This window comes from Streptomyces sp. NPDC048417 (genome assembly GCF_040651615.1).
GTDB lineage: Bacteria > Actinomycetota > Actinomycetes > Streptomycetales > Streptomycetaceae > Streptomyces.
In genome coordinates this window covers 21,227-45,990 of the sequence record NZ_JBEZKI010000050.1, presented here as the reverse complement: position 1 = coordinate 45,990, position 24,764 = coordinate 21,227, and the positions used below count along the sequence as shown (strand labels likewise).

At 71.5% G+C, this 24,764-nt stretch carries 24 protein-coding genes and 2 pseudogenes; 15 read left to right on the top strand and 11 right to left on the bottom strand.

The features are described 5' to 3' along the window. The first annotated feature begins 231 nt into the window (after positions 1–231). The 5 genes from AB0D59_RS47825 to AB0D59_RS47805 all read left to right on the top strand — a co-directional run bounded on the left by AB0D59_RS47825 (position 232) and on the right by AB0D59_RS47805 (position 5,282). A complete protein-coding gene (locus AB0D59_RS47825) occupies positions 232–1,167 on the top strand; it encodes a zinc ABC transporter substrate-binding protein (RefSeq protein WP_362578407.1) in 936 nt (311 codons plus the stop codon). Positions 1,168–1,178: 11 nt separating this feature from the next. Then, positions 1,179–2,060 carry an ATP-binding cassette domain-containing protein gene (locus tag AB0D59_RS47820; protein ID WP_362578404.1) on the top strand — a complete coding sequence of 294 codons (882 nt, stop codon included), beginning with the start codon at positions 1,179–1,181 and terminating at the stop codon, positions 2,058–2,060. Further along, a complete protein-coding gene (locus tag AB0D59_RS47815) occupies positions 2,057–2,938 on the top strand; it encodes a metal ABC transporter permease (protein WP_362578401.1) in 882 nt (293 codons plus the stop codon). Before AB0D59_RS47820 ends, AB0D59_RS47815 begins: the two co-directional genes overlap by 4 nt. Before the next feature lie 348 nt (positions 2,939–3,286). After that, entirely contained in the window at positions 3,287–4,363 is a 1,077-nt protein-coding gene (locus AB0D59_RS47810) for an NlpC/P60 family protein (RefSeq protein WP_362578398.1), read from the top strand. Positions 4,364–4,367: 4 nt separating this feature from the next. Beyond that, positions 4,368–5,282: a hypothetical protein gene (locus tag AB0D59_RS47805; RefSeq protein ID WP_362578395.1), complete on the top strand. Its 915-nt coding sequence runs from the start codon at positions 4,368–4,370 to the stop codon at positions 5,280–5,282. Positions 5,283–5,375: 93 nt separating this feature from the next. Here AB0D59_RS47805 and AB0D59_RS47800 read toward each other — a convergent pair whose 3' ends face one another. From AB0D59_RS47800 to AB0D59_RS47790, 3 genes are all read right to left on the bottom strand, one after another. Further along, complete coding sequence (locus AB0D59_RS47800) at positions 5,376–6,263, bottom strand: MBL fold metallo-hydrolase (protein WP_362578392.1); 888 nt, start codon at positions 6,261–6,263, stop codon at positions 5,376–5,378. A 311-nt stretch (positions 6,264–6,574) separates the two neighbouring features. Beyond that, a complete protein-coding gene (locus AB0D59_RS47795; RefSeq protein ID WP_362578389.1) occupies positions 6,575–7,264 on the bottom strand; it encodes a M24 family metallopeptidase in 690 nt (229 codons plus the stop codon). Positions 7,265–7,359: 95 nt separating this feature from the next. Further along, a complete protein-coding gene (locus AB0D59_RS47790; protein WP_362578387.1) occupies positions 7,360–7,560 on the bottom strand; it encodes a hypothetical protein in 201 nt (66 codons plus the stop codon). A gap of 158 nt (positions 7,561–7,718) precedes the next feature. Here AB0D59_RS47790 and AB0D59_RS47785 point away from each other — a divergent pair, with 158 nt between their 5' ends. Beyond that, positions 7,719–8,138, top strand: coding sequence for a TOBE domain-containing protein (locus AB0D59_RS47785; protein ID WP_362578385.1), 420 nt, complete (start codon positions 7,719–7,721; stop codon positions 8,136–8,138). A gap of 279 nt (positions 8,139–8,417) precedes the next feature. Continuing rightward, positions 8,418–9,053, top strand: a pseudogene (locus tag AB0D59_RS47780) (molybdopterin-dependent oxidoreductase). A gap of 144 nt (positions 9,054–9,197) precedes the next feature. Here AB0D59_RS47780 and AB0D59_RS47775 read toward each other — a convergent pair. After that, positions 9,198–10,067, bottom strand: a complete 870-nt coding sequence (locus tag AB0D59_RS47775; protein WP_362578383.1) for a winged helix-turn-helix transcriptional regulator — start codon at positions 10,065–10,067, stop codon at positions 9,198–9,200. Positions 10,068–10,159: 92 nt separating this feature from the next. Between AB0D59_RS47775 and eno the strand changes: the two genes are divergently transcribed. Then, on the top strand, positions 10,160–11,443 hold the full coding sequence (gene eno / locus AB0D59_RS47770) for a phosphopyruvate hydratase (RefSeq protein WP_362578380.1): 1,284 nt from the start codon (positions 10,160–10,162) through the stop codon (positions 11,441–11,443). Positions 11,444–11,572: 129 nt separating this feature from the next. Here the strand turns inward: eno and AB0D59_RS47765 are convergent, their stop codons facing one another. After that, complete coding sequence (locus AB0D59_RS47765; RefSeq protein WP_362578377.1) at positions 11,573–12,094, bottom strand: helix-turn-helix domain-containing protein; 522 nt, start codon at positions 12,092–12,094, stop codon at positions 11,573–11,575. Between the two features lie 97 nt (positions 12,095–12,191). On the opposite strand from AB0D59_RS47765, the gene AB0D59_RS47760 reads away from it, so the two are divergent. Then, positions 12,192–13,694 (top strand): MFS transporter, encoded by a 1,503-nt coding sequence (locus AB0D59_RS47760; RefSeq protein WP_362578374.1) that lies wholly within the window; start codon positions 12,192–12,194, stop codon positions 13,692–13,694. 106 nt (positions 13,695–13,800) lie between these two features. Here the strand turns inward: AB0D59_RS47760 and AB0D59_RS47755 are convergent, their stop codons facing one another. Next, the gene (locus tag AB0D59_RS47755) at positions 13,801–14,298 is read right to left on the bottom strand and encodes a PaaI family thioesterase (protein ID WP_351697729.1); all 498 of its coding nucleotides are present in this window, start codon (positions 14,296–14,298) and stop codon (positions 13,801–13,803) included. A 128-nt stretch (positions 14,299–14,426) separates the two neighbouring features. Between AB0D59_RS47755 and AB0D59_RS47750 the strand changes: the two genes are divergently transcribed. Both AB0D59_RS47750 and AB0D59_RS47745 read left to right on the top strand, forming a co-directional pair. After that, positions 14,427–14,897 (top strand): helix-turn-helix domain-containing protein, encoded by a 471-nt coding sequence (locus AB0D59_RS47750; RefSeq protein WP_362578371.1) that lies wholly within the window; start codon positions 14,427–14,429, stop codon positions 14,895–14,897. A gap of 125 nt (positions 14,898–15,022) precedes the next feature. After that, positions 15,023–15,859 (top strand): hypothetical protein, encoded by an 837-nt coding sequence (locus AB0D59_RS47745; protein ID WP_362578369.1) that lies wholly within the window; start codon positions 15,023–15,025, stop codon positions 15,857–15,859. A gap of 60 nt (positions 15,860–15,919) precedes the next feature. Here AB0D59_RS47745 and AB0D59_RS47740 read toward each other — a convergent pair whose 3' ends face one another. The 4 genes from AB0D59_RS47740 to AB0D59_RS47725 form a co-directional block, all read right to left on the bottom strand. Then, positions 15,920–16,570 carry a GntR family transcriptional regulator gene (locus tag AB0D59_RS47740; RefSeq protein WP_362578366.1) on the bottom strand — a complete coding sequence of 217 codons (651 nt, stop codon included), beginning with the start codon at positions 16,568–16,570 and terminating at the stop codon, positions 15,920–15,922. Positions 16,571–16,661: 91 nt separating this feature from the next. Beyond that, a complete protein-coding gene (locus tag AB0D59_RS47735; protein ID WP_362578363.1) occupies positions 16,662–17,546 on the bottom strand; it encodes a rhodanese-like domain-containing protein in 885 nt (294 codons plus the stop codon). Beyond that, positions 17,543–18,916: an LLM class flavin-dependent oxidoreductase gene (locus AB0D59_RS47730; protein WP_362578361.1), complete on the bottom strand. Its 1,374-nt coding sequence runs from the start codon at positions 18,914–18,916 to the stop codon at positions 17,543–17,545. The genes AB0D59_RS47735 and AB0D59_RS47730 overlap by 4 nt, the downstream gene beginning before the upstream one ends. A gap of 41 nt (positions 18,917–18,957) precedes the next feature. Beyond that, a complete protein-coding gene (locus AB0D59_RS47725; protein ID WP_362578358.1) occupies positions 18,958–19,737 on the bottom strand; it encodes a hydroxyethylthiazole kinase in 780 nt (259 codons plus the stop codon). Between the two features lie 316 nt (positions 19,738–20,053). Here AB0D59_RS47725 and AB0D59_RS47720 point away from each other — a divergent pair, with 316 nt between their 5' ends. Then, on the top strand, positions 20,054–20,542 hold the full coding sequence (locus AB0D59_RS47720; RefSeq protein WP_362578355.1) for a carbonic anhydrase: 489 nt from the start codon (positions 20,054–20,056) through the stop codon (positions 20,540–20,542). A gap of 46 nt (positions 20,543–20,588) precedes the next feature. Here the strand turns inward: AB0D59_RS47720 and AB0D59_RS47715 are convergent, their stop codons facing one another. After that, the gene (locus AB0D59_RS47715; protein ID WP_362578352.1) at positions 20,589–21,095 is read right to left on the bottom strand and encodes a cupin domain-containing protein; all 507 of its coding nucleotides are present in this window, start codon (positions 21,093–21,095) and stop codon (positions 20,589–20,591) included. 139 nt (positions 21,096–21,234) lie between these two features. On the opposite strand from AB0D59_RS47715, the gene AB0D59_RS47710 reads away from it, so the two are divergent. The 3 genes and pseudogenes from AB0D59_RS47710 to AB0D59_RS47700 all read left to right on the top strand — a co-directional run bounded on the left by AB0D59_RS47710 (position 21,235) and on the right by AB0D59_RS47700 (position 24,734). Next, the gene (locus AB0D59_RS47710; protein ID WP_362578350.1) at positions 21,235–21,669 is read left to right on the top strand and encodes an Rrf2 family transcriptional regulator; all 435 of its coding nucleotides are present in this window, start codon (positions 21,235–21,237) and stop codon (positions 21,667–21,669) included. Then, on the top strand, positions 21,666–22,628 hold the full coding sequence (locus AB0D59_RS47705; RefSeq protein ID WP_362578347.1) for a hypothetical protein: 963 nt from the start codon (positions 21,666–21,668) through the stop codon (positions 22,626–22,628). Before AB0D59_RS47710 ends, AB0D59_RS47705 begins: the two co-directional genes overlap by 4 nt. A gap of 532 nt (positions 22,629–23,160) precedes the next feature. Continuing rightward, positions 23,161–24,734, top strand: a pseudogene (locus AB0D59_RS47700) (ABC transporter substrate-binding protein). Positions 24,735–24,764 lie beyond the last annotated feature (30 nt).

Here is a 24,764-nt window from a genome sequence, read left to right as displayed (position 1 = left end):
CGACACCCTCGAACCACAGACGCAAGACGTAAAACGACAGGTATTGCCACCCGCACATGCCCGCACGCGGCGACCGCGGCCGCCGCTTCAAGCATTGGCAATGATTTTCACATCTATCGGATCCAGCCATGGTCCTGACATTCATTTCCATCTAGCGTGTGGGTGTCCGGTCTCGGCCGGCTGTTTCCCGCCCTTGCGAAGACTCCCGCTCCAACCCGTCGTGGAGGACCCATGCCCCCGTCCCCGTCCCGCAGCCTGGCGCTCATGGCCGGCGCCTCCCTGGCCCTCCTGGCCGGCTGCGGCAGCTCGTCGGACTCCGGAAGCGACGGGAGTACCGCGTCGGACTCGGCCTCCTCGTCCAGGATCCCGGTGGTCGCCTCGACGAACGTCTACGGCGACATCGTCGAGCGGATAGGCGGCGACCATGTCGACGTCACCTCGATCATCAGCGACCCCGACCAGGACCCGCACTCCTACGAGGCCGACACCCGGAACCAGTTGACCCTGTCCAAGGCGAAGGTCGTCGTCGAGAACGGCGGGGGCTACGACGACTTCGTCGACCGCATGCTGAAGAGCAGCGACTCCACCGCCCAGGTGATCAACGCCGTCGAGGTCTCCGGCAGGACCGCCCCCAAGGGTGGCGAGCTCAACGAGCACGTCTGGTACGACTTCCCCACCGTCGCCAAGATCGCCGACAGCATCGCCACCGCCCTGGGCAAGGCCGATGCCACCGACGCCGCGGCCTTCACCAGGAACGCCGAGACCTTCAAGGCGAAGCTCACCCCGCTGGAGTCGAAGGAAGCGCAGATCAAGAAGGAACACGGTGGTGAGGGCATCGGCATCACCGAGCCGGTGCCGCTGTACATGACCGAGGCGAGCGGCCTGGTCGACAAGACGCCCGCGGAGTTCAGCGCGGCCGTCGAGGAAGGCAGCGACGTCTCCCCGAAGACCCTCCGGGAGACCCTGGCCCTGTACAGCGACAAGCAGGTCAAGGCGCTCGTCTACAACGCGCAGACCTCCGGCCCGCAGACGGAGAAGGTCGAGAACGCGGCCAAGGCCGCCGGCATCGCCGTCGTACCCGTGACCGAGACGCTGCCCAAGGGCCAGGACTACCTCGGCTGGATGACATCCAACGTCGACGCGCTCGCGAGCGCGCTGGCCAAGTGAGGCGAACGGCCGTGACCCCCGTACCGCACTCCCGCCAGGGCGGCGCCGAGGCCGGCGGCAGCGGCACCGCACCGGTGCTCAGCCTCCGCGGAGCCGCCGTGTCCTACGGCGAGCGGGTGGTCTGGCAGGGCCTCGATCTCGACGTACGGCCAGGGGAGTTCCTGGCCGTGCTCGGGCCGAACGGGTCGGGCAAGACCAGCCTCGTCCGTGCCCTGCTGGGCCGGCAGCCGCTGTCCGCCGGGACGCTGACGGTCCTCGGCCGGCCCGCGCTCAAGGGCGGCCGGCACATCGGGTACGTCCCGCAGCAGGCGGCCCTGTCCGCGCAGGCGCTGCTGCGCGCCCGCGACCTCGTGCGGTTCGGGATCGACGGGCACCGTTTCGGGCCGAGGCCGGGCACGGGTGCCGTCCGCCGCCGGGTGGACGGGATCCTGGCGGCGGTCGGGGCGTCGGCGTACGCCGATGTCCCGCTCGGGCTGCTGTCCGGAGGCGAGCGCCAGCGGGTGCGCATCGGGCAGGCCCTGGCGACCGACCCGCGGATCCTGCTGTGCGACGAGCCGCTGCTCTCCCTCGACCTGAACCACCAGCGGGCCGTCACCGAACTGGTGGACGCCCGGCGCCGTTCCCACGGCACGGCGGTGGTCTTCGTCACCCACGAGATCAACCCGGTCCTCGGGCTGGTGGACCGGGTGCTGTACCTGGCGCGGGGCGGCCACCGGATCGGGACACCGCAGGAGGTCCTGACGTCGGAATCGCTGTCCCGGTTGTACGGCACGCGGGTGGACGTCGTCCGTGTGCACGGCCGGGTCGTGGTCGTCGGAGCACCCGACGAGGTCGCCGCACCGCCTCACCACCCCGCCCGGGAAGCCCACCGGACCGACGGAGTCCGCTCATGACGCTCGCCGACGGGATCTGGCAGCAGATCTTCAGCTTCGAGAACTACGGCGAACTGCTGGCGCTGGTCCGCAACTCCCTGATCGCCGGTGCCGCGCTCGGCCTGGTCGGCGGCCTGGCCGGGGTCTTCGTCATCATGCGCGACCTGCCCTTCGCGGTGCACGGCATCAGCGAGCTGTCCTTCGCGGGCGCGTCGGCGGCGCTGCTCATGGGGGTCGACATCGTGGCGGGCTCGATCGCCGGCTCACTCGTCGCGGCAGGCGCGATCGGCATCCTCGGAGCGCGCGCCCGGGACCGTAACTCGGCCATCGGCATCCTGATGCCCTTCGGCCTCGGCCTCGGCGTGCTCTTCCTCGCCCTCTACAAAGGCCGGGCGGCCAACAAGTTCGGCCTCCTCACCGGACAGATCGTCGCCGTCGACACCCCGCAGACGAACTGGCTGCTCGGCACCTCGGCCCTCGTCCTCGTCGTCCTCGCGGTCATCTGGCGCCCGCTGGCCTTCGCCAGTGCCGACCCGGACGTCGCCGAGGCCCGCGGGGTGCCGGTGCGGGGGCTGTCCTTCGCCTTCATGCTCGTGCTCGGTCTGACGGTCGCCCTGTCCGTGCAGGTCGTCGGTGCCCTGCTGGTCCTCACCCTCGTCGTCACGCCGGCGGCCGCCGCCGCCCGCGTCACGGCCTCACCGGTCCTGCTCCCGCTGCTCAGCGTGGCCTTCGCCGTGCTCTCGATCGAGGGCGGGATCCTGCTCGCCCTGGGCAGCAGCATCCCCATCAGCCCCTACGTGACGACCATCTCGTTCACCGTCTACGTCGTCTGCCGGCTGGTGGGCGGCCACCGCAGCCGACGGCGGGGGGCCAGGAGGTCAGCCCCGCACCCCGCGTGAACCCACGAGAGCCGGCGGACCTCCCGGGACGGGCGGGCGGCGAGTGATCATTGTCTCGTGATCCAGCCCGGCCTCGTGGGCTGTTTCGACCCTCCGACGCCGCCTCGGCAACCAGTCGCTCTCCGAGTCGTTGAGTCCCCGGGGCTCCGGGACCGGCTCCGGAGAGGCCGGCACCCGCTCGGGCAACGTGTGCTGTTTGCGACACGTGTGGGGATACAAGGGGCCGCCGTTCAGGGGGAGGTAGTGTGTTCGAGGCTCGAACGGTCCTCCGTGAGAACCGCGGTGGCAACCGCGATGGGCAAGTCGCCTGTCTGAGCCGCCTGCACGCGACCTCTGAAGATGGAGCCGATGAACGTGTCGACCGGCGGCAGACGACTGCGCAGCCGCGCCGCCATAGCAGCCCTCGTCTGTGCGATCACCCTGTTACCCGGCCCGAGTTACGCGGCCCCGGGCGCACCCGATCCACAGGACGACCAGTCGATCGAGCACATCCACAACGAGCTGAACGGCCTCTACCGCGAGGCGGAGGTGGCCACCGAGGCGTACAACACCGCGGACGTGAAGGCGACCGAGCAGGAGAAGCGGCTGACGTCGCTCCGCAAGGACCTGGCCCGTACCGAGGGCCGGCTGGGCGATCTGCACGACCTCGCGGGTGCGGCCGCCCGGACGCAGTACCGCGGCGGCAATCTCGACTCCACGGGCATCCAGTTGCTGCTCGGCGACCACCCCGACCAGGCTCTCAACGACGCCTCCCAGGCCCGTCAGGCCCTGCGGAATCTGGTCAATGTCTCCGAGAGCCAGAAGAGCGCCCGCGTGGAGCTGGACCGGCAGACCGACGCCGCCGCGGAGAAGCTGCGGGAGCTGAAGAGCAGCCGCGCGGACAAGGCCGAGGCGAAGGGGAAGATCGAGAAGAAGATCGCCGAGGCCGAGCGGATCGAGGCGGGACTCAAGAAGGAACAGACCCGCAAACTGGCCCAGTTGGACAAGGAGCAGGCGCAGGAGGCCAAGTCCCAGTGGACGGGGCCCGATGCGGGCGGCACCTCGGCCGGCTCGGGCGGTGGCCGGACGAAGGCGAGCGGAGCGGCCGCGAAGGCCGTCGACTTCGCGATGGCGCAGATCGGCAAACCGTATGTGTGGGGCGCCGTGGGGCCCTCGTCGTACGACTGCTCGGGACTCACCTCCACGGCGTGGGCGGCCGCCGGGCACCCCATACCCCGTACCTCGCAGGCGCAGTGGCAGGGGCTGACCCGGGTCAGCCTGGCCTCCGTGCAGCCCGGAGACCTGATCATCTACTACGACGCCACGCACGTGGGCATGTACATAGGGGGCGGCCAGATCGTCCACGCCCCGCGGCCCGGACGCACGGTCACGACCGCTCCGGCCGCCTCCATGCCCATCGTCGGTGTCGTCCGACCCGGAGTCTGAACGGATGACCTACTCGCTGACCCCCCGTGACGAGGGAAACCTGCCCGCGCTCAGCGCACCGCCGCTGATCCGGCTCGACGCCTATGTGGCCGAGGACGGGTCGACGGTGGTCAACGGCCATCTGCTGGAGATGGGCGGCACACGGCCCCCCAACGAGGCGATACTCGACGCCATCGCCATGTTCGCCCGCACCCTGCGGGCTCCGGTGGCGGCCACCGTCATCGACCGCACCGTGCAGCAGGTGGCCCGCCTGCGGGTGTACCCCGACGGCTCCAGCCGGACCATCGCCGACGAGGAGGACCTGCCGCCCGGGCGCGAGCGCACGGCCGCGGAGGAGGAGGCGTTTCCTCCGCTCGCCCGCGTCGAGCGCATCATCCAGCACGCGCAGCGCGAGGAGCTGCACGCCGCGTTCGTCCTCGCCAGCGCGCTGCGGGAGCACCTCACGCTGCGCAGGGGCGCGGAGGACGAACTCTCCCTGGAGGCGCGGGCGATCGAGGCGTACCTCGCGTATCAGCGCGGCGACTACATGCTCTCCACCGTCCTCGCGCTGACCGTCGCACGCATCCGCTGCCGCACCGATCTGAACCGGGCGGCGCCCGAGGTGGCCCGCGCCACCGCGGCGTGGCAGCGGCTGATCGACGAGGGCCAGGTGGCCACCCGGGGACAGGAGTTGCTGCACATGTGGGAGCACCTGTCGTCGGAGGGCCTGCTGCTGGAACCGTCCCACCAGGCCATGGCCCAGGCCGTCCGGGGCCGGCTCGAGCGGCGCGGCCGGTCCGTACCGGCCCCGGCCACGGCGCCGGCCCTGCCCGCGGGCCAGAACCCGATCGCCCCCGAGGACCAGCCCCTCAGTCCCACGCGACGGGGCCTACGACGTTTCACCCGCCGACCCGGCCGGCCCACCGAGCCTTCCCCCTAGGCCGGAGCGGCGACGTGCTGCCGACGGTGCCGCCCGACTCCGCGCAGAGCAAGGTCCGCGGCGACGGCACCGGGGACGGCCCGACCGGGTCGGCTATCGGGAGGACGGCGAGCCGTCGACGGTGGTCCAGGTGTACGTGTCGCCCGTCGGCACGGCCCGGCCGAACACGCCGTGCGGGAAGTGGCCGGCGGCGATCACCGTGTCCGGCCGCTCCAGCACGCGGTCGCGCACGGCTTTGGCCCGGTCCGGATCGACGTCCGAGGAGAAGGAGAGGTTCGGGTCGGCGATCTCCACCGGGGCGTGGAAGATGTCTCCCGCGAGGAACACCGATTCCCTACCGGCGCCCGACGGGTCGCGCACGACGACCGCCAGGTGCCCGGGAGTGTGCCCCGACGTGTCCTCGACGGTGACGCCGGGCGCGATCGTGTCGCCGCCCCCGATGAACTCGACGACACCCTCGAGCGGCTTCAGCACCACGTCGGCGTCCGGCCCGCCCAGTTCGCCGGTCCGCGCCGACCAGTAGCGCCACTCGTCCTGCGCCATCAGATGACGCGCACGGGCGAAGGTGAGACCGGTGGGCGTGCGTGTCCTGGGTCCGTTCGGGACGGGGGCGACATCGCTGGTCCAGCCGACGTGGTCGAGGTGCAGATGCGTGTACACCACCGTGTCGATGTCGTCGGCGGACAGTCCCTCGGCGGCCAGACTGCGCAGGAGTTCGCCGCCCTTCAACCGGGCTACGCCGGGTATGTCCACGTCCATCTCACCGAGGGCGAGGTCCACCAGGATGTTCTGGTCGCCGGTGCGGACGAGGAAGGCTCCGAACGTGAGGACGAGCAGGCTGTCCGCCAGGGAGCCGGGGTGTGCCGCCCAGTCCACTCCCGGCATCATCGTGTCGGGATGGTGAGCGCCGTATCCGTCGGGGAGGTAGGTGATCGTCGTTCCACCGAGGGTGAATCGGGACTGTTCCGCCAGGTGGGGCATGGCGTCTCCTTTCGCGGTACGACGGTCCCGGGGCGTGTGCGGCCACACCCGGCCCCGCGACGCGGAGACGCGGGACGACCCGTGCCTGCCAGGCGTTGACTGTGCCTGTGCGGCCGAGACCTGGTGTGCCGACGGTCGGGCCTTCGCGGCGTCTAATTGACATCTGTATATTACGCCGCGGCGGCACGGGCGGGTCGAGGACAGCGACCTTCTCCTGCTGACCACCGGCACCTTCGCCGGCCAGGTCCGCGAGGGGACCGCCGAGAGACCGCTGACGTGACGCGCCCGGGCCGGATGCCGCCCGGGCCGGATCAGAGCGTGAGGAGTTCCTCGTAGAAGCCGCCGAACTCCCGTTGCCGGTCGACGAGATGGATCTCCAGGATCCAGTGGCAGGTACGGCCCGCCTTGTCGGTGCGGCGCAGGGGCATGTCGTTGGCGGGTGCGATGTACGACTCGGTGTCCGCGCCGTCGATCTTCTCGTGCGGGAACTCGCCGACCAGGTGACCGGCGTGCCAGCCGCCCAGTTCCCAGCCGGCCTCGGCGGCCAGCCGCTCCACCTCGGCGTACAGCTGCCGGCCGGTGATGTCCGGATCGGCCTCGAAGAACCGCTTGCCGGCGGCGAAGACCTGCGCCAGGTCGTCGCGGAGCCGTCGTTTGACCGGGTCGTCGCCGAGGACGAAGGTCCGCCCGAAGTCGGCCTCGTACTCCTCGAAGATCGGCCCGAAGTCGGCGAACACGATGTCGTCCGCGCCGATCACCCGGTCCGGCGGGTTCTCCCGGTACGGCTTGAGGGTGTTCGGGCCCGAGCGCACGATCCGCTTGTGCCAGTGCCGGGTCGTACCGAAGAGTTCGTTCGCCAGGTCACGGACGCGGTCGCTGACCGCCCGCTCTCCTTCGCCCGGCGCCACCAGCCCCCGCTCCTCCATCTCGGCGAAGAGCCGCTCGGCCTTGGCCTGGGCGTCCAGCAGTCGGGCCGCCCGTGTGGGTTCATCATGAGCCATAGCAGGGAAGGTACGTTTGGCTGCACTCGCGAGTCAATCAGATTGAACTGCACCCGCCGTGTCGACCTCGATGCCGCTCGGGCGGGTCGGCGGGCTCATCCGGTGGCGCGGGCCGCGCGTGCCAGGAAGTGGTGGCGGACGTCCTCGTAGTGGGCGAGATCCCGGCCGGCCGTGCGCAGGGAGGGGCCCTGGTGCTCCTCGGCCAGGTGCTCCTCGGCCATGGAGTCGGCCGGGTCGAGGGGGGCGGTCTCCCGGGCGGGACGGTGGCATTCCGGCGGCCGCGGCCGCCGTCTCATCGCTTTCTCGGATTTGCCAGGGCCGGGCGGGTACACGGGTGGCGGATGCGACAGGAGGCACAACGGGCGTTGCCAGAGCAGCTAGTTTATGGATTCACGAACCATACAAAGTGCAGCAATTCACCCCGTCCGTCCGTCCTTCTGTGAGGCGCCTCGTCATGAGCCTGAGCATCCGCAACCAGATCCCCGGTACAGTCACCGCCGTCACCGCCGGCGAGGTGATGGCGACCGTGAAGGTACGCCTGGACGGCGGCCAGGATCTCACCGCCGCGATCACCCTGGAGGCGGTCAAGGACCTGGGGCTCGCCGAGGGGTCGGCCGTCCGGGCCATGATGAAGTCCACCGAGGTCGCCCTCGCCACCGGCCCCGTGACGGGTCTGTCCATCCGCAACCGGCTGCCCGGCACGGTCAGCGACGTCGCCGTGGGCGGGGCGATGGCCACGGTCAAGGTCACCGTCGACGGCGGCGAACTCACCTCGGCGATCACCAAGGACGCGGTCACCGACCTCGGTCTGACGGCCGGTTCGCCGGTCGTGGCGCTGATCAAGTCGACCGAGGTGTCCCTCGCGACCGCGTGACGCCGCTCGTCCCTGATCCGGCGCCGAGTACGCCCGTACGGCCCTGTGCCTGCCACCGCATCGCCATGTCCGCCGCCGTGCGCATGACCGCCGCCCTCCTCGTCCCGGGCATCGGCGCCTGGGGAACCGCCTGGTGGGCAGGGGCGCCGTGGCGGAGTTCCAGTGCGGGCCCGCCTGCGGACACTCGCCGCGCCCCGGTCCGGCCGCACCTCGCGTCAGCGCCTACCCTGCACAGGTAGGCGGCCGCGACCAGGGCACCGGCGAGGAGAGGGGACCCGCATGACAGGCGACCGACCAGGCACGGCCGAGGCCGCCGGCGGGGTCCCTCCCGGCCAGCGCCTGGTGCACGGCTGGCCGGTCTCGCACTACGGTCCGGTCCCCCGCTTCCGCCCCGAGCGCTGGAACCTGCGGGTCTTCGGCGCCACCGCCTCGGGTGAGACCCACGAGTGGAACTTCGACGACCTGGCCACCCTCCCCCACGTCACGGTCGTCGCCGACCTGCACTGCGCGAGCGGTTCCCACCTCCACCGACCACGAGTGGTACGGCATCCCCGCCGGCACCGTCCTGGACCTGGTCCCGCCCGCCCCCGGGGTCACCCACGTCATGGCCTGGGCGGTTACGGCTTCTCCGCCAACCTGCGCCTCAGCGACTTCACCTCGCCACGCACCCTCATGGCCGCCCACCACAACGGCGAGCCCCTCACCGCCGAACACGGCTTCCCGCTCCGCCTGGTCGTGCCCCATCTGTACGGCTACAAGAGCCCCAAGTGGCTGCGCGGCATCGAGTACACGACCGCCGACCGGCGCGGCTTCTGGGAGGAACGCGGCTACCACAACATCGCCGACGCGTGGCAGCAGCAGCGCTACTCCTACCAGGAGGCGGAAGCAGACGGACCGCCTCCCGCGACTCCTTGACCCCACCCGCCCGCGCCCGGTCGACTCCAGCCGCCTGAATCCGCGGACCGCCGCGCGGACCCACACCGCTCTCCCGGACGCCGCGGACGTGATCGACGTGAACGCGGGCACCGGCTCCCGCGAGAAGCGCACAGGGACTCCGGCTCACGTCGGATCGACGCGGTTCGCCGCCAGTCGCAGACTCTCGGCGACGGCGTGCGGGATGTCGTCGACCGGGAACAGCGTGTGCCGTACGGTCCGTTCGGCGTCGACGACCAGGATCAGACGTTTGTGGCGCAGTCGGCCCGCACCACGGAAGGTCGGCAGCCGCAGGGCCGCCGCCAGTTGGTGGGCGGCGTCGGAGAGCAGGGGGTACGGGACCTCTTCGGCACGGGCGAACTCCGCCTGTTCGTAAGCGAGTTGGGTGCTGATCCCGCGTACCGTCACGCCCGCCTTCCGGAATTCGGGCCAGGCGTCCCGGAAGAGCCGGTTCTCCAGCGTGCAGCCAGGGGCGCCGGGGATCGGCGGCTCGCCCCACTCGACTCCGGTGCCGGGGTAGGTGAACAGCACGGTCGCCGGGGCGTCCGGGGAGACCAGGGGCACGTCGGCGCCCTGCGCGGCGGGCAGTTCGAGGCCGTCGGGCAGGCGGGTGCCGACGAGGGCGTGCACGCGGGCGTGTTCGGCACCGTCCGCCGCCGCCGTCGCGGTGAGGCCGCCGTCGCCCAGTACCCAGCGGTCGCCCCAGTCCTGCATCGCGACGAGCAGCGGCAGCAGCCCGGCACCGGCGTCGGTGAGCAGGTACTCGTAACGCACCGGCCGCCGTTGGTAGAGGCTGCGGTGCAGGACACCGTGGGCGACGAGCCTGCCCAGCCGCTCGGTGAGCACCTTGCGGGACAGGCCGATCTCGGCGGCCAGCGCGTCGAAGCGGACATGGCCGCGGGCGACCTCGCGCAGCACCAGGACATTCCACCAGTCCCCCAGGACCATGGCGGCCTGGGCGATCCCGCAGGTCGCGTCAGCGTTGTGCATCCTCATGCACCCATAGTAAGTTCCCTTTCGGGACTCACTTTGTTTCTCGATGGAACTTACCGCCCGTCAGCGCACGGGCCCAGCGTGAGGAGTGCATCGTGACCGCCATCAGCCGGGTCGTCGCACGCGAGATCATCGACAGCCGGGGCAACCCCACGGTCGAGGTCGACGTGGAACTCAAGGACGGCTCACTGGGCCGCGCCGCCGTCCCCTCCGGCGCCTCCACCGGCGCCCGCGAAGCGGTCGAACTGCGCGACGGCGACCCGACCCGCTTTCACGGCAGGGGAGTTCGGCGTGCCGTCGACGCCGTGAACGAGAGCATCGCGGACGCCGTGACCGGACTGGACGCCGAGGACCAGGCGACCGTCGACCGTACGATGATCGAGCTGGACGGCACGGAGACCAAGTCGCGGCTCGGCGCCAACGCCCTGCTCGGCGTCTCCCTGGCCACCGCCAAGGCCGCCGCGGCCTCCCACCGGCAGCCGCTGTACCGCTACGTCGGCGGAGTCGACGCCCGGCTGCTGCCGGTGCCGATGATGAACATCGTCAACGGCGGCGCCCACGCCGACAATCCGCTCGACTTCCAGGAGTTCATGATCGCGCCCATCGGTGCGGCCACCTTCGCCGAGGCGGTCCGCATGGGCTCGGAGGTCTTCCACACCCTGCGCGGCAACCTGCTGGCCGCCGGCCACAGTGTCAACGTCGGCGACGAGGGCGGCTTCGCTCCCGACCTGCGCACCGCCGACGAGGCCCTGGACTTCGTCGTCCGCGCCATCGAGCAGAGCGGCTACAAGCCCGGCACCGACATCACGCTCGTCATGGACCCGGCCAGCTCGGAGTTCTTCCACGACGGCGGCTACGACTACACGGGCGAGGGCGTCCGCCGTACCCCCGCCGAACACGCCGACTACCTCGCCGCCCTCGTCGACCGCTACCCCGTGGCCTCCATCGAGGATCCGATGGCCGAGGACGACCACGCCGGCTGGCGTGACCTGACCGCCCGGCTCGGCGACCGCTGCCAGCTCACCGGCGACGACGTCTTCTGCACCAACGAGACGCTGCTGCGCGCCGGTATCCGCGACGGCATCGCCAACTCCGTCCTGGTGAAGGTCAACCAGATCGGCACCCTCACCGAGACCCTCGGCACGGTCGCCACCGCCCACCGCGCCGGGTACACGGTCGTCATGTCCCACCGCTCCGGCGAGACCGAGGACACGACGATCGCCGACCTCGCCGTCGCCACGGGCTGCGGCCAGATCAAGACCGGCTCGCTGTCCCGCTCGGACCGCACCGCCAAGTACAACCAGCTCTTCCGCATCGAGGAGGAACTGGGGACACAAGCACGCTACGCGGGGCGAGAGGCCCTCGGACTGCGCCCCTGACCCGGCCTCGCCGAGCGACGCCGCCCACCTCCGGCGTCCCGCGGCCCACCCCTCCCCCACAGCATCGAGCGCTACGGCAGGTACGGCGAGTCCGGCCCCGTCAGGGGAGGACCGAACCGGCGGTGACCGTCAGGAGTGCGCGTCGCGCGGCTGCAAGAAGAGGGACTCCGGGGTGATCTCTCCCTCGCAGTGCCGGCACCCGGACTCCATCCGCAGGGGGTGACCGCACTCGTGCCGGAAGGCGACGGCAGGGGTGTCCACCGCCCACCTGTCGCCCCATTGCAGCAGGCCGATCATGACGGGGAAGAGTTCCCGTCCCGCCTGCGTCAGGTGGTACTCGTGGCGGGGAGGGTGCTCGCTGTACTGCCGCCGCTCGATCACGCCCGCCGCTTCGAGCTTGCGCAGCCGGTCGGCCAGGATGTCGCGCGGTGCGCCCGTGTAGCCGGCGATCTTCGCGAAGCGGTGCACGCCGTAGGACATCTCCCGCAGCGCGAGCAGCGACCACCGCTCGCCGACGATCCCCAGCGCGGCGGCGATCGAGCAGGGGCGGGCGCCCGCCGGCATGTCCGCCATGACCGAGGTCAGCGGCCCGGTGACGGCCCCGGCGCTGCCCGTCTGCGACTCCCCGGCCTGTTGCGGTTCTACGTCCATGGGCCCACGTTACCCCTGGTTGGTTGTGTTTCACGACCCACTCGGGGTAACGTCGCGCGGCGTCGGTAGGAAAACCAAACTCACATCTGGGGACACCATGGCCGTACCCGAGGGGGCCTCCACCGCCGCGCCTACCGGGTCAGCGACGACGGAGGAGCCGGTCCAGGACGCGGCCGCCCGCCGTCACGCGTTGCGGGTGCTGGCGCTGAGCAGCCTCGGCGCGTTCGTGGTGTTCCTCGACACCACGATCGTCAATGTCGCCTTCGAGACCATCGGCCGCAGCTTCCACGCCACGGCCGGCCATCTGGCGTGGGTGCTCAACGCCTACAGCCTGGTCTTCGCCGCCGTCCTCATCCCGGCCGGCCGGCTCGCCGACCGTTACGGGCGCAAGCGGGTCTTCCTCATCGGCATCACCGGCTTCGCGGCGATGAGCGCCCTGTGCGGGCTGGCGCCGAACACCGGAATGCTCATCGCGGGACGGGCCCTGCAAGCGGCGTTCGCCGCCCTGGTCACTCCGACGTCACTGTCCCTGATCCTCCCTGAGTTCCCGGCGGCCCGGCGGCCGGTCGCGATAGGCACCTGGGGCTCCATGGGCGCGGCGGCCGCCGCGCTCGGCCCCACCCTGGGCGCCCTGCTGACCCAGTACGCCTCCTGGCGCTGGATCTTCCTGGTCAACGTGCCGATCTGCGCGGTGATCGCCTTCTTCGGCCTGCGGCTGCTGCGCGAGGCCCGCGACCCGCACGCCCACGGTCTGCCCGACCCGCTCGGCGTCCTGCTGATCGCCGCGATGCCCGCCGCGCTGAGCCTCGGCATCATCGAGGGCCCGAACCGGGGCTGGTCCGACCCGTGGGTGATCGGCTCCTTCGTACTCGCCGCGCTGCTGCTCCCGGCCTTCGTCCTGCGCGACCGTGCCACCGCACAGCCCGTGATGGACTTCGCGCTCTTCCGGGTCCGGCAGTTCCGGCTGGTCAACGCGGCGACTCTGGTGTTCGCCGCCGCCTTCTACGGCATGTTGCTCAGCAACATCATCTTCCTGCAGACGGTGTGGCACTACTCGGTGCTGCGCGCCGCCCTCGCCACCGCGCCGAGCCCGCTGGTGGTCACCGCCGTGGCCCGCACCGCCAGCCGCCTCTCCCACACCCACGGGGCCCGCCGTGTGCTCACCTTCGGCGCCCTCTTCTGGACGGCCGGGCTCACCCTCACCGCGGTCTTCGCCGGCGCCACTCCGCACTGGACCACCCACTGGCTGCCAGCGGCGCTGCTCACCGGGCTCGGCGTCGGGCTCACCCTGCCCGTACAGTCCGGGGCCGCCGTCCAGGCGCTGCCGCCGGGGCGGTTCGCGCTCGGCTCGGCGATCAACGCGAGCCTGCGCCAGCTCGGCGCGGTCCTCGGCATCAGCCTCTTCGTCGCCGTCCTCGGCACGCCCACCGCGGCCACCGCCGTCGACTCCTTCCACCGGGTCTGGTGGCTCCTCGCCGCCCTCGGCCTGGCCTCCGGCGCCCTCCTGTGGACACCGGGCCGCCGCCGGTCCGGCGCGGACGCCGGAACGTCCGAACAGGAGCCGGCGTACGGCGCACCCGAGGGGGCGCCCGGCCACTGAGGCCGTCCGGCGAAGGAGGCGAGGGAACGGTGTCGCGCGCCCTGGGGTCACCCCGGGGCGCGCTCGGCCCCGGGCGCCGCGAACCGGCGCGCCGGGGGCTTCCGGCTCAGCGCGGGGGCGGCACCGGGAAGAGCATGCAGCTGCTGGTGGCGTGGGCGAGCAGCCGGTCCGTCCCGTCGACCAACTGCGCTTGTGCGAGGGCGGTTTGACGGCCCTTGCTGACCACCGTGCCGATGGCGCGCACGGTGCCGGTCTCCACGGTGATGCGGCGCAGGAACTTCACAGTCAGGTCGAGGGAGGTGTACGCCATGCCCTGCGGAAGAGTGGACTGCACGGCGCATCCCGCGGCCGAGTCCAGCAGCACGGCGAAGATGCCGCCGTGCACGCTGCCGATCGGGTTGTAGTGCTCCTCGCCCGGCGTCAGGGAGAAGACCGCCCGCCCCGGCTCCACCTCGTCCAGGGCGAAGTCGACGGTGTGGTTGATCGGCGAGCTCGGCAGCCGTCCCGCCTGCAGCTCGCGCAGGAAGTCGATACCGGCCATGCGTCCGGCGGCCTCCGCCAGGACCGCGGGATCGTCCCACTGATACGTACGTGTCCGTCCCACAGCGCTGAGCCCTTCCATCCGATCCGTCTGACCGATCCGTCTGACCGATCCGTCTGACTTTTTCAAATGAAGCTAGCTTTCCGCTCACCTGACTGTCAATGACGAAGTCAGGGCCTTACGATGGCGCCATGGAGTGGCTTGAGGCGAGCACGGAGAACTGCCCCGTCCAGCGCACGCTCGACGTGGTCGGAGAGAAATGGACGCTGCTGATCCTGCGTGACGCGGTCAACGGCGTCCGCCGCTTCGACGACTTCCACCGGCACATCGGCCTGTCGGAGGCGGTGCTCAGCGACCGCCTACGGAAGCTGATCTCGGCCGGCGTCCTGAAGACCGTCCCCTACCGGGAGCCCGGCAGCCGCGCCCGCAACGAGTACCGGCTGACCCGCAAGGGCTGGGACCTGTGGCCCGTCCTCATGGCGCTGAGCCAGTGGGGCGAGACATACGCCCTCGACCCCGGGGAGAGCCCCCCGCTGGACGTTCGCCACACCGGCTGCGACGCTCCGGTCCGCGTCGTCGTCCAGTGCTCCGCGGAGCACGCCGCCCTCGCCCCGGGGGAAGTCACCGCCCGGCTGGGTCCGGGCGCCCGCCTCCGGTCGTAGGCCGCTTCCCCGCGACGCGCGGATCCGGACGGCGGCCGATTGGAGGTGGGGCGGCACGGCTCCCCGCCGGGAGCGTGCCACCATCGGCTGACCGCACGCGTGGCCACCTGCCGAGGAGAAGCACCATGTCCGCCCGCCCGAGCCTGCTGTACGTGACCGACCTCGCCTATCCGGCGCGCGGGCGTCGGTACGGCGACGAGGACGTGTTCCTGACCGCCCGGCTCCGCGCGGACTTCGACATCGCCCTGTGCCATCCGCTCGACGCCGCGGCCCTGATGGACCGCTTCGACGCGGTCGTGGTCCGCAACAGCGGTCCGGTACTCCACTACCAGCGGGAGTACGACGCCTTCCGCGACCGGGCCAGGGCGGGCGGCATCCGGGTCTACAACCCGCTGAACGGCCGGGCCGACATGGCAGGCAAGGGATATCTGCCGGAACTGACCGCGGCCGGATACCCGGTCATCCCCACCATCGACCGGCCCCGGCATCTGGACCGCCTGCCCGAGAGCGACCAGTACGCGGTCAAGCCCAGGACGGGAGCGGACTCCATCGGCCTGACCTTCGTGGCCCGGGACCGGCTGGCCGACCTCGCCTACGGCGACATCCTGGTCCAGCCTCGCATCGACTTCCGCTACGAGGTGTCCTTCTACTACGTCGACGACGCCTTCCAGTACGCGCTCCACGCCCCCGACCCCGGCCGCCGCTGGGTCCTCGAACCGTACGAACCCTCGGCGGCCGATCTTGTCTTCGCCCGGCGTTTCATCGACTGGAACACGCTCGACCACGGCATCCAGCGCGTGGACGCCTGCCGCACCCGGGACGGCTCCCTTCTCCTGGTCGAGTTGGAGGACCTCAACCCCTATCTCTCCCTCGACCTCGTCCCCGACCGGACCCGCGACGCCTTCGTCACCCGGATGACCGCCTCCCTCCACCACTTCCTGGAAACCGGTCCCCGCACCTGAGCCGGCGCCGGAGCCAGGCCCGAGGGGGCAGGGCCGCTCCGGCGGAAGCCGCCGGCCGGCTCATGTCAGGGCTCCCCGGCCGTCCCCCCGTACCCGCTGCCGGATGCGGGTGTCCCGGTCGTGTTCGTGGTGGGCGAGCATCCGCAGCCGGGCCGCCTCCGCGTCCTGGTCGCGTATCGCCTCGGTGATCGCGCGGTGTTCGGCGAGGGTCGCGTCGAAGGTGTCGTCGACCGTCACGGTCCGCCACGGCGCGCTCGTCTTCACCTGAGCGTCCACGGTGTGCAGCAGCGAGGTAACGGTGTTGTTGTGGGCGGCCGAACGCACCGTGTCGTGCCACTCGTTGAAGCTGCGGCGGATCTCGGCCGGGTCGTCCAGCGAACCCGCCTGTTCCACCAGGGCGTCCAGTCGGGCGAGGTCCACCGGGCTGCGCCGCCGGGCGGCGGCCGAGGCGGTCATGGCGTCCAGCACCGCCCGCAGCTCGAAGAGTTCGAGCATCTCCTCGTCCGACCGCTGCCGCAGGGCGAAGCCGCGCCGGGTGCCCACCAGGAGGCCGTCCTGTTCCAGCAGGGCCAGCGCCTCGCGGACCGGGGTACGTGACACCGCGAACTCCTCGCTCAGCGCGAGCGGGACGAGGGAGGCGTCCTGCGGGTAGTGGCCGTGGGTGAGACGGCGCCGTAGCTCGTCGTAGATCGTGTCCCGTGTGCTCTTCATCCGTTTCCTCATCGCGCGGTCGGCCTGCGAGACGCCTCGTGGGCCCGCCGCCCGGATCATGCCGCATGCCGGGGCCGGCGGCTGCCGCGGGTCACCGGACGGGACGGCCGGTCTCCTCCTTCTCCGGACCGGTGACCAGCGGCAGCGCCGGGTCGGCCCGCCATTCGCCGAGCGAGCCGTCGTAGAGCAGGACGTCGTCGATGCCGGTCTCGTGCAGGGCCAGGGCGAGACCGGCCGCGTTGATCGCCCCGCCGCAGTAGAGGACGGTGCCGTCGCCGGCGCGCACCCCGTGGGACCGCGCGAGCCGCTCGGTGCGCTCCGCGGAGAGGGTGTTGTCCGGGCCGAGGAGGTCGGCATAGGGGAGGTTCGACGTGCGGGGGATGTGTCCTGAGCGGGGCAGGGCGGGGTCGCCGAGGTACTCGGGTCGGCGCAGGGCGCAGACCGCCGGGGTGAGGTCGCTGCCGTCGGCTATGCGCTTCATGCGGGCGAGGTCCACGAACCCCTCGCGGGCGGGACGCGCGACGACGTCCCCGCGGGCCGGAGCCGGTTCACGGCCGCCCGTGACGGGCAGTCCGGCCGCCTCCCAGGCGGTCAGGCCGCCGTTGAGGACCTGGACGCCCGTGATGCCGGCGGTGCGCAGCACCCACCACACCCGGGCGGCCCAGGCTCCCGTCAGCCGGTCGTAGACGACGACGGTGGAGCCCTCGCGGATGCCGAGTTCCCGGGCGTGGGCCTCGATCGCGGAGGTGGGCGGACGGGTGAAGGAGAAGGGCGCCGAGGGATCCGAGAAGCCGGTCATCAGGTCGGCGAAGTGGGCGCCGGGGATGCGGCGTTCGGTGTGCAGGGCGAGTCCGCTGACGAAGACCTTGCCGCCGTCCGGGCCGGTGCGGCGGTCCACGGTGGCGTCGAGGACGATCACCTCGTCGAGCCGGTGGCGCAGCCAGTCGACGTCGACGAGGACACTGGCACGGGTCATGAGCGTTCCTTCGCAGCACGGTTGCGCCATTCGCCCCGCTCCGGGCGGGCGAGGCCCAGGTTCTCCCGCAGGGTGGATCCGTCGTAGCCGGTGCGTACGAGGCCACGGCGGCGCAGTTCGGGGACGACGAGGTCGGCGAACTCCTCGAAGGCGGTGGGCACATGGGTCGCCTGGATCATGAAGCCGTCGGCCGCGCCGCGGTCCAGCCACAGCTGCATGGTGTCGGCGATGTCCGAGGGCGAGCCGATCATGTTGCCCTCGGTGCGGGCGCCGTACCAGCGGCCGATCTCGCGCACGCTGAGCTTCTCCCGCTCGGCGAACTCGACGACCTCGCGGTAGTGGCCCTCGACGCCGACCTCCGCCAGGGAGGGCAGCGGGCCGTCAAGGTCGTAACGGGTCAGGTCGACGTTGACGTGGTAGGCGAGCCGGGACAACCCCGCCTCGGGGTGGACCAGTTCGGTGAACGCCTCGTGCTTGGCGAGGGCGTCACGCAGGTCGGTGCCCACCACGGTCGTCGCCGCCGGGAGCACCTTGAGCTGGTCCGGGTCACGGCCGTGGGCGGCGGCACGGGCCTTGACGTCGGCGTAGAAGGCGACCGCCGACTCCAGCGACTCGTGGCTGCAGAAGATCACGTCCGCCCAGCGGGCCGCGAAGTCCCGGCCGGCGGGGGAGGCGCCCGCCTGGATGATCACCGGGTAGCCCTGCGGCGGCCGCGGCACGCTCAGCGGGCCCCGCACCGCGAAGCGTTCGCCCCGGTGCTCCACGGCCGCCACGGCCTCGGGCCGGCCGAAGATCCCGCTCGCCTTGTCGGCTACGATCGCGTCGTCGGCCCAGCTGTCCCAGAGCTGCGCGGTGACCTCCAGGAACTCCTCCGCCCGGTCGTAGCGTGCCTGTCGCCCGGGCAGCTTGTCCTGGCCGAAGTTCTGGGCTTCGGCGTCCTGGAAGCTGGTGACCACGTTCCAGCCGGCGCGCCCGCCGATGAGGTGGTCGAGGGTGGCCATGCCGCGGGCGACATGGAAGGGCTCCTGGTAGCCGGTGGAGACGGTGGCGGCGACGCCGAGATGCCGGGTGGCCGCCGCCATGAGGGTGATGACGGGCACCGGGTCCAGGCGCGGGGTGCCGGTTCCCCAGGTCACGGCCGGGGCGTAGGAGTCGCCGAGGCTCCGGGGCACGGCGAGGGAGTCCGGTACGAAGGCCAGGTCGAAACCGGCGTCCTCCAGGACCCGGGCGATGTGCGTGTAGTGCGCGGCCGTGAGGAAACCGTCGCCCGCGTCGGGGTGCCGCCAGCCGACGGTGCCCTGGGGTCCGGCGTTGAGGAACGCGGCCAGGTGCATGCGCGGGGCGACGGGGTTCGGCTCGTCGGTGGTCAAGGGGTGCTCCAGGGTTCGTACGGTCCTGCGGTCCGGTGCCGTCACGTGCCGAGCAGCGAGAGTTCGTCGAGCAGGGCGACCGCGAAGGATCCGGTGCCGGTGGTGCGGGCACCGGCCCGCTCGGCCGCCGTGGCGAAGGCGACATGGGCGACGGCGGTGGCCGTCAGGGTGTCGGGTACGACGGCGAGGGCGCCCGCGATCAGCGCGCCGAGGCTGCACCCGGCGCCGGTGACCTGGGTCAGCCGGACGTCTCCGCCGGGGACGGCGACGGTGCGGGTGCCGTCGGTCAGGTAGTCGACAGGGCCGCTGACCGCGACGACGGCACCGGTCTGTCGGGCGAGATCCTCGACGGCGCCGATCGCGTCCGTGGAGGAGGCGGTGGTCTCGACGCCCTTGCCGGTGCTGTCACCGCCGGAGAGGGCGATCAGTTCGCTGGCGTTGCCTCGGATCACGGTGGGCCGGTGGTCGAGGAGCCCCTTCACGAACGCGTCGTACTCGGTGGCGCCGGCGCCCACCGCGACCGGGTCCAGGACCCAGGGCGTACCCGCCTCGTGCGCGGTGCGGGCGGCGTCGGCGACGGGTTCCGCCGGGTTGCTGATGAGCGCCGCCGTGTTGATCCAGACCCCGCCGGCGCCGGCCGGGAAGACGGTGGGGAAGTCGGCGGCGGCACCGATGGCGGGGCCCGCGCCGACGGCCAGCAGCACGTTGGCGCTGAGGTTGGCGGCGACGTAGTTGGTCAGGCCGTAGACGAACGGAGAGCCGGAGCGGATCGCGGCTATGCCGTCGGCGATGGCGGGGCTGTGCCAGGTGAGTTCTTCCATGGTGCGGTGTCTCCAGGGCGCGGAAGCGGCGTAGTGCATGCAACTGTATGCAGTGGAAAATGCCGGTCCCCCGCCCGCGAGCGGCATTTCACGAACCTGCAACACCCGCCGCCCGTGCGAACCGCATGTCAAAGAGGTTCACTGGTGTGATGCAGACCTTCGTCACCACGCCGACGGGCTTCTGGCCCTCGCGTCGGTTGCATCTCTTCGACGGGTTCTGTCGCCGGGCCGCGTGAGCGCACCCGCGGCCCGGACGCCCCGGAACCGCGCCCCCTCCCCCGGCACCGTCCCCACCGCACCAGAACCGAGGTCCGTCATGTCCGTGACCGATGAACTCCTCGCCAACAACGCCCGCTACGCCGAGACCTTCACCGGCCCCCTCCCGCTGCCCCCGTCCAAGCGGCTGGCCGTGGTGGCCTGCATGGACGCCCGGCTCAACGTCTACGCGATCCTCGGCCTCGGCGACGGGGAGGCGCATGTCGTCCGCAACGCCGGAGGCGTGGTCACCCAGGACGAGATCCGCTCGCTCGCCATCAGCCAGCGCCTCCTGGGCACCGAGGAGATCATCCTCATCCACCACACCGACTGCGGGATGCTGACCTTCACCGACGACGGGTTCAAGGACGCGGTCCAGAAGGACACCGGAATCCGCCCGCCCTGGGCCGCCGAGGCCTTCGGCGATCTGGACACGGACGTCCGCCAGTCGATCGCACGGATCAAGGCGGACCCCTTCATCGTGCACAAGGACCGGATCCGGGGCTTCGTCTTCGACGTGGCGACCGGGAAGCTCCACGAGGTCCTCTGACACACGTCCGGGTACCGGCGTCACACCGCCGCCGCGAGCCGGCCCGTCATCCCCCGTCGGCCGGAAGGGCGTACAGACCAGGCAGGTTGACCACGATCGCCTCCTGGGTGCTGCGCGCGATGACGACCACCGCCTCGTCGTCGGGGTCCGGGTTCTCCTCGCGGTGCGGGACGAAGGGCGGGACGAAGATGTAGTCGCCGGGCGAGGTGCGCAGCCGTACCTCCTCCGGTTCCGGGCCGGAGTCGTCCAGGAAGACGAACTCGGGGTGTCCGCTCACCACGTAGATGGCGGTCTCGGACTCGCCGTGGTGGTGGTCGGAGGAGGAGGTGGCGGGCGCCACATGGGTCTGGCCCATCCACAGCTTCTCGGAACCGACCGTCTTCCCGCTGACGGCCGCGAACCTGCGCATACCGCCGGTCTGTGCGGTGTCGCCGTCCAGGGAGTCGGCGCGGACGTGGTGCAGGCGGGTGCTCAGCGGTGCCGCCGGGCGGTCCGGGGTTTCGTGGAGATGCGGATGGAAGCCTTCACCGGGGGTCGTCAGCGGCTCGCTCATGGCGTGGACGCTAGGGCGCCTCAGAAAAGGATGTCAAGAGGTGTCCATTGCCTTTCACCTGCGGCAATGTTCCCGCAACAGAGCGAGCGGGCCTACTGGAAGCGGCTCGCCGCGCCGACTCCTCGGGCATGATGTGCGCATGCATATCTCCGCGAAGGCGGACTACGGCATTCGGGCGCTGCTGGAGCTCGCCCGTGAGCCGGCTCGTCCGCTGACCTGTGAGGCGATCGCGTCCTCGCAGGAGATCCCGTTCCGGTTTCTGAAGTCCGTGGTGGGTGAGCTGCGCAGAGCGGGCCTGGTGCGCAGCCAGCGTGGCTGCGAGGGCGGTTACTGGCTCGGCAGACCCGCCGAGGAGATCACTCTGCTGGACGTCACGCGGGCCGTCGACGGTGAGTTGATCACGCTGCGCGGCGAGTCACTGGCCGAACTCGACTACCCCGGTCCCGCCACGGGGCTGCCCGGGGTGTGGCGTGAGGTCGAGGCGGGTGCGGCGGCGGTCCTGGGCGGGGTGACCCTGATGTCGCTGCTGCCCGCCGAACCGGCCGAGAGGCTGGCCCGGACGGGCGCCGCGTGACGGGCGCCGCCGAACTGCCGCCGCCGGTCGAGGTGGTGGAGTACACCGACCCGCTGTGTCCGTGGGCGTGGGGTTCGGAGCCGGTCTTCCGCAGGCTGCGGACGGCGCTGGCCGGCCGGGTCCGCTGGCGGCGGGCGTACGCGATCCTCTTCGATGACGACGACGACCCGCCGCCGGATCCGGCGGCGGAGACCGCCTGGTACGCACGCTACGTCGAGGAGATCAGCTCGCACAGCGGGGCTCCCCGGGCGGTACGGCTGAGCCGGATGCCGGCCAGTTCCTGGCCCGCCTCACTGGTCGCCAAGGCAGCCGAACTCCAGGGCGGCCTCACAGGCGGCCTGCAGAACGGCCTCCAGAACGGCCTCCAGAACGGCCTCCGGCGCGACGACGTCGCCGAGCGAGCGCTGCGGCGGCTGCGGGAGACCGTCTTCGTGCTCGGCGAACCGGCGGACACCGCCGCGCTGGCGCTGGCCGCGGTCCGGGGCGTACCGGGCCTGGACATGGAGCGGCTGGCCGCCGACGCCGCGTCCGACGCGGTCCTGGAGCGGGTGCGCGCCGACCGTGCCGAGGCGCGCCGGCCCGTCCCCGAGGTGCGCTCGGTGTCGAGCGGTTCGCCGCATCCGGGTGCAGCCAAGGAGACCGCCGACGGCGGGTACCGGTACGCGCTGCCGACCCTGCTGGTGCGTGCGCCCGCCGGCTACCGGGTGGTGCCCGGCTGGCGGCCCTTCGAGGAGTACGCCGCCGTCGTCGAGGAACTCTGTCCAGGGCTGCCGGCGGTCCCCGCGCCCCTCTCCCCGGCGGAGGCGTTGGAGCGTTACGGGAGCATGACGGATCCGGAGCGGCCGCAGCTGGCGGAGGGCGCGTGGCCGCCGCCGCACGCCGTCCGGGTGGAGACCGGAAACGGCCCCCTGTGGCTGCATCCTGACGAAGCGTCAGCTCGCCGGACCAACACCGGCTGAGCCCCTTCCACACCCCGGCGGACCTCTGATCTGCGGACCGAGGCCGTCCCGCCGAATGAGACACCAATTGGTGTCCATTGACAGCCGGTCGCGGCAGCCCCCAGGATGTGCAGCATGCTCACGACGCACCCCGGTGTGGTGTGCCGCTACGTGGACCTGCGGCGCACCTGCAGCGCACTCTGTCGCTGACCTTCCGCCGTCCCCGGCCCTCAGCCGTCCGCCGCCTCCGGCCCGCAGCCGCCTGATCTCCGCGCCTTCGTGGTGCGGCCCCGGTTGCCCGCCGTCCGGCTCGGCCGCGTCCCGCCGTCCTCCGCGCCCGCGTTCCCCGTCGCCTCCTTCACAGCCTCCGGGCCCGCCCTCGCGAGGCCGCCAACTCCCCTTGCCCTGAGCGCCGCACGCTCCGAGTGTGTGCCGGCGCTCGCCCCGGCATGCCCGTTCGGTCCCGGTCGACGGTCCGCGCGGATGTCCAGCCGGCCTTCCGCCCTGCTCCCTCCGCCCCGACCCAGACCGGGCCGACCACAGGAAGAACGAGATGCCCGCACACCACACCGCCCGCCGCCCCAGACTTGAACTCGTCTCACGCCGGGGGTCCGGCGGCCTGCGAACCACAGCCGTCGCCGGCGCCCTCGTCGCCCTGCTCGCCCCCGCGCTCACCGCCTGCGGCTCCGGCACCGCGTCCGCCGGAAGCGGCGCCACGCTGAAGTGGACCTCCTCCTACTTCCCGGCCCACTGGGATCCGGTGGTCAGCGGCAGTGGCGCCCAGTTCCGTGAACTCGCCCTGACCTACGCGTCGTTGACCCGCACGGACGAGACCGGCAAGGCCGTGCCGGATCTCGCCAAGAGCTGGGAGTACAACAAGAAGGGTGACGAGATCACCTTCCATCTGCGGCCGGACCTGAAGTTCAGCGACGGCGAGCCGGTGAACGCCGCCGCCGTCAAGGCGGCCATCGAGCGGGCGCAGAAGCAGAAGAACTCGGCGCTCTTCGGTGATCTGACCTCCATCAAGTCGGTGGACGCCAAGGGGCTGGACGCGGTGCTCCACCTCACCCAGGTCGACTACCAGATACCTCAGTTGCTGGGTGAGCGGGTCCTGCAGATCGCCAGTCCCAAGGCGGCCGCGAACCCCACGAAGCTCGACCAGAACCCGGTCGGCGCGGGGCCGTTCATCGTCACCCAGCTGGTGCCGGGCACCAAGGCGGTCCTGAAGAAGAACCCGGAGTACTGGGACGCCAAGAACATCCACATCGACAACGTCGAACTGACCTCGGCCCCCGACGCCTCCACGGTCGTCTCCGGCCTGCGCACCGGCGTCTACAACTTCGCCGACCTCGCCCCGAGCCAGGCGGCCGCCGCCAAGAAGGCCGGTCTGGACGTCTTCTCCCAGCCGGGCTTCAACGCCAACAACATCAGCCTCAACATCAACAAGGCGCCGTTCAACAACGACAAGGTCGTGGACGCCGTCCGCTATGCGATCAACCGTCAGGAGTTCGTGGACAAGCTGACGTTCGGCTACGGCTCGGTGACCAACCAGCCGTTCCCGAAGGGGTACGTGGCCTACGACCCGAGTCGGAGAACGACTACCCCTACGACCCGGCGAAGTCCAAGAAGCTGCTCGCCGAGGCGGGTTACCAGGCCGGTGACATCAAGCTCAACCTGGTCATCCCGGCCGAGGATCCCCAGGCGGAGCTGGTCCAGTCGCAGCTGGCCAAGGTCGGGATCACCGTCACCATCAAGATCGACAAGAACTGGGCCACCCCGTTCTTCGCCAAGGACCTGACGTTCTCGCTGTACGGGACCACCGGCCGGGACTCCGCCCTGCAGACCCTCACCGCCCACTTCGGCCCCAACGGCCCGCTGAACCTGAGCACTCCGTACGAGCCGGCCGGCTTCGAGGCGGCCGTCGCCAAGGTGCGGGAGACCCCGCTGGACTCGCCGGACTACACCAAGGTCCTCCAGGCGGCCACCCGCGCCGGATTGCGGAGCAAGGCGCTGGTCTTCACCTACTCCGCGCCGAACCTCATCGCCAAGAGCAAGTCGATCTCCGGCCTGCCGAAGAACCCGGCCCACATCGACTGGACCGGAGTGACCATCTCCGGCGGCAACTGACACCCGTCCACCAACTCCACTAGCAGAGAG

Excerpts from the sequence above, each read along its gene's own strand:
- AB0D59_RS47760 (WP_362578374.1), top strand. The coding sequence starts at position 12,192 with ATGGCCGTACCCGAGGGGGCCTCCACCGCCGCGCCTACCGGGTCAGCG.
- AB0D59_RS47735 (WP_362578363.1), bottom strand. The coding sequence starts at position 17,546 with ATGACCCGTGCCAGTGTCCTCGTCGACGTCGACTGGCTGCGCCACCGG.
- AB0D59_RS47805 (WP_362578395.1), top strand. The coding sequence starts at position 4,368 with ATGACCTACTCGCTGACCCCCCGTGACGAGGGAAACCTGCCCGCGCTC.
- AB0D59_RS47810 (WP_362578398.1), top strand. The coding sequence starts at position 3,287 with ATGAACGTGTCGACCGGCGGCAGACGACTGCGCAGCCGCGCCGCCATA.
- AB0D59_RS47795 (WP_362578389.1), bottom strand. The coding sequence starts at position 7,264 with ATGGCTCATGATGAACCCACACGGGCGGCCCGACTGCTGGACGCCCAG.
- AB0D59_RS47825 (WP_362578407.1), top strand. The coding sequence starts at position 232 with ATGCCCCCGTCCCCGTCCCGCAGCCTGGCGCTCATGGCCGGCGCCTCC.
- AB0D59_RS47715 (WP_362578352.1), bottom strand. The coding sequence starts at position 21,095 with ATGAGCGAGCCGCTGACGACCCCCGGTGAAGGCTTCCATCCGCATCTC.
- AB0D59_RS47720 (WP_362578355.1), top strand. The coding sequence starts at position 20,054 with ATGTCCGTGACCGATGAACTCCTCGCCAACAACGCCCGCTACGCCGAG.
- AB0D59_RS47710 (WP_362578350.1), top strand. The coding sequence starts at position 21,235 with ATGCATATCTCCGCGAAGGCGGACTACGGCATTCGGGCGCTGCTGGAG.
- AB0D59_RS47815 (WP_362578401.1), top strand. The coding sequence starts at position 2,057 with ATGACGCTCGCCGACGGGATCTGGCAGCAGATCTTCAGCTTCGAGAAC.
- AB0D59_RS47750 (WP_362578371.1), top strand. The coding sequence starts at position 14,427 with ATGGAGTGGCTTGAGGCGAGCACGGAGAACTGCCCCGTCCAGCGCACG.
- AB0D59_RS47740 (WP_362578366.1), bottom strand. The coding sequence starts at position 16,570 with ATGAAGAGCACACGGGACACGATCTACGACGAGCTACGGCGCCGTCTC.
- AB0D59_RS47785 (WP_362578385.1), top strand. The coding sequence starts at position 7,719 with ATGAGCCTGAGCATCCGCAACCAGATCCCCGGTACAGTCACCGCCGTC.
- AB0D59_RS47800 (WP_362578392.1), bottom strand. The coding sequence starts at position 6,263 with ATGCCCCACCTGGCGGAACAGTCCCGATTCACCCTCGGTGGAACGACG.
- AB0D59_RS47765 (WP_362578377.1), bottom strand. The coding sequence starts at position 12,094 with ATGGACGTAGAACCGCAACAGGCCGGGGAGTCGCAGACGGGCAGCGCC.
- AB0D59_RS47775 (WP_362578383.1), bottom strand. The coding sequence starts at position 10,067 with ATGAGGATGCACAACGCTGACGCGACCTGCGGGATCGCCCAGGCCGCC.
- AB0D59_RS47745 (WP_362578369.1), top strand. The coding sequence starts at position 15,023 with ATGTCCGCCCGCCCGAGCCTGCTGTACGTGACCGACCTCGCCTATCCG.
- AB0D59_RS47725 (WP_362578358.1), bottom strand. The coding sequence starts at position 19,737 with ATGGAAGAACTCACCTGGCACAGCCCCGCCATCGCCGACGGCATAGCC.
- AB0D59_RS47790 (WP_362578387.1), bottom strand. The coding sequence starts at position 7,560 with ATGAGACGGCGGCCGCGGCCGCCGGAATGCCACCGTCCCGCCCGGGAG.